General features: G+C 55.7%; 1 protein-coding gene. It reads right to left on the reverse strand.

The window, feature by feature from the left end:
• The coding region (locus EN750_RS36505) for a glycosyltransferase family 2 protein (protein WP_189526758.1) at nt 1-603 on the reverse strand (603 nt) is incomplete at its 3' end.
• Between the last annotated feature and the right edge of the window lie 318 nt (nt 604-921).

Here is a 921-nt window from a genome sequence, read left to right on the forward strand (position 1 = left end):
GCGCTCGAAAGGCACCGACGCCTGCTTGAATCCCATCCAGCCAAACATGCCCCTGACGAAGCGATCGTGTTCGGGCATCTGCCTAAAAGTTCTCAGCGCTTTGGGACCGACCAACCGGAAATCTCCAACATCGCGCGGAATGTCAACGGTCGTCATCCTTTCCAGCAAGCGATAGAAGAGACTTGCCGTGAAGCGCTTGAACCAGGATTCGCCCTCGCGTTTGACGCGCCGGGCATAGACAATTTCGAAACCTTCTTTCCACTTCGCCACCAGATCGAGAACCACCTCGGGTGGGTCTTGGAGATCGGCATCCATGACGATGACGGCATCCCCTTGGGCGGCGTCCATACCGGCTGTGATTGCTATCTGGTGCCCAAAATTGCGGGAAAGCTCGATTAGCCGAAAACGAGGCTCGGCGGCGACCACACGCCGAAGGTAAGTGACGCTGCCATCGCTGCTTCCGTCATCGACGAAAATAGCCTCTGTCTCACCGTCCAGCTGGTGGATTAGCAACCTGATCCGCTCGATCAGACGAGGCAGCACTTGTTCCTCGTTGTATATCGGCAGAACCAGCGAGTAGCGCAGCGACACGTTCGCTCTCATCCCGGCACTTTGGATTACAGAGGCCTCCATGCCGATCAAATGAAACGCCAGCCTCAAAGTTCCATAAGGCATTACTAATTTAATTTGTTGTTGCAGGCGGGTGGCGAGCTGTTCGTTCTGAACGGCTTCGGTCTGATTTGGGATGAGATATCGTTTCGCGCGCCGGCGGAGCAATGCGCTGTTTCGCAATCATTGTCGGGCAAGTGGCCGCCTTGCCAGCTCTTGTCAGCGCGTCGGCGCGCGATAATTTTTGAGGGGAAGGGACTTCGACCAAAGGAGCCGACGATGGAACACCAAACTTTAAGCCAACTGCAGACA

The organism is Mesorhizobium sp. M7A.F.Ca.ET.027.03.2.1 (assembly GCF_003999175.1).
GTDB lineage: Bacteria > Pseudomonadota > Alphaproteobacteria > Rhizobiales > Rhizobiaceae > Mesorhizobium.